The organism is Bacillus sp. JJ1764 (genome assembly GCF_036962145.1).
Lineage (GTDB): Bacteria > Bacillota > Bacilli > Bacillales > Cytobacillaceae > Neobacillus.
Map to the genome: position 1 here is coordinate 1,141 of NZ_JBALNY010000067.1, position 5,298 is coordinate 6,438.

Annotated in this window: 7 protein-coding genes; 6 read left to right on the forward strand and 1 reads right to left on the reverse strand. The window is 37.9% G+C overall.

Annotated elements, in window-relative coordinates; all coding sequences use genetic code 11:
* From V7083_RS11310 to V7083_RS11335, 6 genes are all read left to right on the forward strand, one after another.
* Nucleotides 1-712 (forward strand): AMP-binding enzyme (locus V7083_RS11310; protein WP_335477724.1); only part of this gene is annotated, 712 nt, incomplete at its 5' end.
* 22 nt (nt 713-734) lie between these two features.
* Entirely contained in the window at nt 735-1,514 is a 780-nt protein-coding gene (locus tag V7083_RS11315) for an SDR family oxidoreductase (RefSeq protein WP_335477726.1), read from the forward strand.
* Nucleotides 1,515-1,637: 123 nt separating this feature from the next.
* Nucleotides 1,638-2,081, forward strand: coding sequence for a hypothetical protein (locus V7083_RS11320; protein WP_335477728.1), 444 nt, complete (start codon nt 1,638-1,640; stop codon nt 2,079-2,081).
* Between the two features lie 18 nt (nt 2,082-2,099).
* Nucleotides 2,100-2,684, forward strand: a complete 585-nt coding sequence (locus V7083_RS11325) for a hypothetical protein (RefSeq protein WP_335477730.1) — start codon at nt 2,100-2,102, stop codon at nt 2,682-2,684.
* A 15-nt stretch (nt 2,685-2,699) separates the two neighbouring features.
* Nucleotides 2,700-3,260, forward strand: a complete 561-nt coding sequence (locus V7083_RS11330; RefSeq protein ID WP_335477732.1) for a polyhydroxyalkanoate biosynthesis repressor PhaR — start codon at nt 2,700-2,702, stop codon at nt 3,258-3,260.
* A 21-nt stretch (nt 3,261-3,281) separates the two neighbouring features.
* A complete protein-coding gene (locus V7083_RS11335; protein ID WP_335477734.1) occupies nt 3,282-4,343 on the forward strand; it encodes an alpha/beta fold hydrolase in 1,062 nt (353 codons plus the stop codon).
* 75 nt (nt 4,344-4,418) lie between these two features.
* Here the strand turns inward: V7083_RS11335 and V7083_RS11340 are convergent, their stop codons facing one another.
* Nucleotides 4,419-5,174, reverse strand: coding sequence for an alpha/beta fold hydrolase (locus V7083_RS11340; RefSeq protein WP_335477735.1), 756 nt, complete (start codon nt 5,172-5,174; stop codon nt 4,419-4,421).
* Nucleotides 5,175-5,298 lie beyond the last annotated feature (124 nt).

Consider the following 5,298-nt stretch of genomic DNA (forward strand, 5'->3'; position numbering starts at 1 on the left):
CTACTATATAAGCTGCGGTGGAGCGCCTCTTCCTGTGGGGGCAGCTAAATTATTTGAAAAGCGAACTGGTGCGACCCTTTTTGATGGCTACGGCCTTTCAGAAGCTTCACCGACCGTTATTTTTAATCCACCATTCGTTCCAAGAAAATATGGAAGTATCGGAATCCCTGTCCAAAGCACAGTGATAAGAATTGTTTGGGAAACGGACGAAGGGTATGTGGATGCACCAGTAGGTGAAGCAGGCGAGCTGATTGTTAAAGGTCCTCAAGTCATGAAGGGCTATTGGAATTGTCCTGAGGAGACGGCACAAGTTATTAAAGATGGTTGGCTCCACACTGGTGATATCGCCAAAATGGATGAAGACGGTTATTTCTATATTGTTGATCGTAAGAAGGACATGATTATCGCAAGCGGCTTCAATGTTTATCCAAGTGAGATTGAAGAAGTTCTATATCAATTGGAAGCGGTTGAAGAAGCACTTGTTGTTGGTGTTCCGGATCCATATCGCGGAGAAACAGTCAAAGCCTATGTGAAAGTGAAGCCAGGGTATTCTATTACAGAAGAGGAAATTAAACAGTTTGGTAAGGACAATCTTGCCCCATATAAAGCACCGAAAGAGGTAGAAATACTTGAAGAATTGCCAAAGTCATCAGTAGGAAAATTATTACGAAGAGTACTGAGAGATCAAGAAAAATCAAAATTAAAAGTTTGATTGTTGAGGGAGGAATTTAGGAATGCAAATACAGGACTTATTTAGCTTAAAGGGCAAAACAGCCATTGTCACTGGAGGCGGCAGGGGTTTAGGGCAACAAATTGCCATTGCCTATGCAGAAGCGGGAGCCAATGTGGTGATTTGCTCGAGGAATCTAGATGCTTGTGAACAATTGACCGCGGTCTTTAAAGAGAAGGGTGTTCGTTCTCTTGCTTTAAAATGTGATGTATCCAATCAAGAAGATATACAGCATGTTGTCGACGAAACGCTGAAGGAATTTGGGAGAATTGATATCTTGGTTAATAACAGTGGAACCAGCTGGGGAGCTAACGCCTTGGAAATGCCTGCAGATAAATGGGACAAGGTAATGGACATTAACTTAAAGGCTGTTTTCCTTTTTTCACAGGCAGTTGGAAAAGTGATGGTCGAACAGCGATCTGGAAAAATGATTAATATCGCATCTATTGCAGGAATGGGCGGTCAGGATGCTTCCATTATGGATGCAATTGGATATTCTGCAAGTAAGGGCGGAGTGATCTCCTTTACGAAAGATTTAGCAGTTAAGCTAGCTCCTTACAATGTTCACGTAAATGCGATTGCCCCAGGATTCTTCCCAACAAAAATGGCAAAGATGGTTTTGGACCACTCTGGAAAGAAAATCCTTGAACGTACACCAGCCGGACGCTTTGGTTCAGATGACGATATGAAGGGACCTGCATTATTTTTAGCATCACCTGCTTCTGATTATGTATTCGGACATGTATTGGTTGTAGATGGAGGAACAACTGCAGGGGTTCAGTAAAGATTCTGAAATTTTTCCGAATTTAAAATTGGCTGACTTGTAGGGAGTGCAAAAATATGTTTTGATGGAAATAGATATATTTTTTAAACAAAACATACCAACTAGTCAGTTAGAGGGTTTCCAATGGAAAAATTACCCGAAGATCCTATTGAATTTTTTAAAGAATTAGAAAAAGAACTCAATAAACAGATTCATCAGTCAACCAATAACCGCACATTTACGACCGCATATGGGAGAGCTTTAGATAGACATCTAAAACGTTTAAAGCGTCACAAAAGATTAACAACTAGGTGGTTAAACCAGTTAAATCTTGCGAATAAAGATGAAATAGCCTCCCTTTCGGTCAGATTAGTAGATTGCGAGGAAAAACTAGATCTTCAAGATGAAGTGATTTTTTTAATTAATAAGGAACAAAAATCAAACCTAAGCAGCATCAGACAATTCAAAAGTTCCTTAGAACTATTATTAGCGGTTTTGGAAAAGGAAATAAGTGATACTCAGAAAAATAAAATAGAAACTTTAGAAGTAGAATTGGCTGAATTGAAACAATTATTTAAATCAGAGTGAATTAAAGGAGAATCGAATATGACGGAAAGAGAAAATACAGTAGAAAAGCAGTTTTCAAGTTTAGACCTAGTCTGGAAAATTGGGTTAGATGAAGTAGATGCATGGGCAGAACGCTATAACAAACGTGACGAAAAATTTTTGGAAATGGTTAAAAGCTATGTTGAAACAGTAAAGAGAAATCAAGAAAATGTAAAAACTGTTAGTGAACAATTTGGAAGGGAATTAAAGGAATGGGAAAAGGCTGCGAGAGAAGAGCTTATGGTAACCACTACCTCTCTCCAGCATTTTTTCCCGGTTAAATCATATGAGGAAATAAATCAAGTTGTCGATGATATTCAAAATAAAACAGCATCGATTTTGTTAACTCCCATTCAGTCATTAAATAATTTGCAGGCGCTTGACAAATATTTGGATGCAGTTGAGCAATATATCAATTATAGAAAGAAAGCGCGTCATAAGTATATTGATAGTGTAAAGAAAACAACAGCTGTATTATACGAGAACCAAAAGGTTATTGTAGATTTAGTTTCCAAGCAAGTAAAGTCAGCCATTTTTCCATTTCAAAAATATATACAAAACGTTTCAGAATTAACCAAATCTTAAAGAGGTGACCCAATCATGTCTGATCACAAAACGTTTGATCCATTTGAGGCTTTTCATAAGATGAGCTTGTTATGGGAAAAACAAATCAATGATTTTATCTATCTATGGACCAATAACAATGAATTTGTAAAAGTAAGCAATATGGGAACAGAGCTTCATTCTCGGTATTTAGAGCAATTAAAAAAGAACCAAGAAATGATGGCCAGTGTCCTTAATTTGCCTACTAAAAGTGATATTACCAATGTTGCCAATCTAACCATTCAGGCAGAGGAGAAAATCGAAGCACTCGAGGAGCAGCTTTGGGAACTGCAGGATTCGGTAAAATCTCAGAGCAAAGATCTTGAAAGTGTTGTTGAGATTTCCAAGGAAGTTATTAAACTGTCAAAGCAATTAAAAACAGAATTAACGAAGACCAAAAAAGAAGTGGCAGATACGAAGAGCCTCCATGCAGAGCTACAAGAAATGAAATTTGAATTGCTGAAATTAAACCAATTTAAAGAAGAGTTTGAAACACTGAAACAGTTCATGGAAAAAACAGCAGAACCTGAGTTAACAGGAACAGGTTCATCTAAATAATCGTAAAAAGGAGGGAAAGAAGTGGCTGTTGAATCACCAATAAAAATTCCAGGATTAGATTATGAAAAAGAAATGAGCCGATGGAAAAATATTTATAAGGCATTGACAGAACCTGAGCCGAAAATGGGACACACACCCAGGACTGAAGTGTGGAGAAAAAATAAATCCGTCCTTTGGCATTACCCTGCAAAGGAAAGAAAATACGAAATCCCATTGTTCTTTGTTTACTCCCTTTTTAATAAACCATACATTTTAGATATTGCCCCTAAGGCAAGTGTGATTGAGGGCTTAACAAATATGGGCTATGAAGTGTATCTACTTGACTGGGGTACTCCTGGATATGAGGATAAAAATATCGGGCTAGATACGTATATTGAAAAATACCTAAGAACAGCCGTTAAACGCGCAATTCGTCATTCTGGTGCAGAAGAGATTAGCTTAGTTGGGTATTGCTTAGGCGGTACCATCGCTTCTATTTACGCTTCCATTGCTGAAGAGCCAATTAAAAACTTAATTGTTGCAACCGTTCCGATTGATTTTGGACCATTTATGGGACCAGATAAATGGGCAGAAGGATTAAGACAGGGTGATTTTAATATTGATCACTTTATTGATGTATATGGAAATGTACCTCCTCAATATGTAGAAGGCATGTTCAGAGCCATTGGAGCACCCATTTATTTTACCAATTATACCATGCTGTTGCATCGTGCACATGATCATCGATATGTTGATAAATGGCGCAGGATGAATAGATGGACCCTTGATCAGGTTCCATTTACCGGGGAAGCTTACCGTCAATTGGCAAAGGAATTGTTTAAAGAAAACAAGCTGGTAAAAGGCGAATTAATGATTGGCAATAAAAAGGCAGATTTAAAGAATATCAAAGCCAATTTATTCGTTGTTTCAGGTTCTAGAGACAATTTGATTTTGGAAGAACAAAGTAAGCCAATTATGGATCTTGTCTCAAGCGAGGACAAAACGTACATTGTTGTTGAAACAGGCCATGTTGGTCTTGCCCTATCAGGATTATTTGCTAAGATTGTGGATCAGTGGGCGGCCAGTCATTCTAATCTACTGTAAATAGTAATAAAACACAGTACAAAAACATAGAATGGTATGGGCAACAGAAGAAGAGGAAGGAATATTCCTTCCTCTCTAACTTGCCGTTTTGTGTTTGTTTAAAAAAGTGCGGAGTACTTTATTAAAGGAATCCTTTGCTTCCAACTTGGCAACATGGCCGGTATTTTTAAAAATCACAAACTCCGAGTGGCGGATTTGTTTATGCATGAGGTATTGAACCCATACAGGAATAACAGAATCGTATTGGCCTCCGATAATGAGAGTAGGAACTTTAATTTGATTGAGCAAACAGAAATTATTTACTTGCAAACAGGCCTCCATCGATTTGAAATAAAATTCTTTATGAGGTTGATAAAATTTTGAAAAAGAATCGAGATTTTCTTTTGACCAAGAATAAAGGCAGAGCTTTGCCGCAGTTTCCTTGATTTCATCGGGAGAACCGCCGGATTTACGATTTTTCCGGTATTCCAAATAAAGTTTTCCTAGCCGTTTTGGAGCATAATGGAATGTGCTTACAAGAAGAAGGGAGAGGCACATTTCCGGGGCTTGGCGGTAAATCTCCTGTGCCACCATACCACCCATAGATAGACCGCAAATGTGAGCGCTCTCAACTCCCAGACCTTTCAAAAGACTGATTACATCAGCAGCAAAATTTTCAATAGAAATCACACCGGGATTCAGATATTCACCGTGGCCCCTTAAATCCGGGATAATCAAATCAAATTGATCGGCTAATTCAAACTGGTTGGACCAACCTTCCTTTATTTCACCAAGACCATGAATAAGTACCAAGGGCTCACCTGAACCAAGACGCAAATAAGGAATTTCCATGTTGCTTTTAAAAAATGAAGTCAAAATTCATTCCTCCTAGTCGTTTTGATTACCTTTGTTTCCATTATCAATAAAGGATATACGCTTCTAATATTATGATTATTCTATTGTATAATCATTGTTG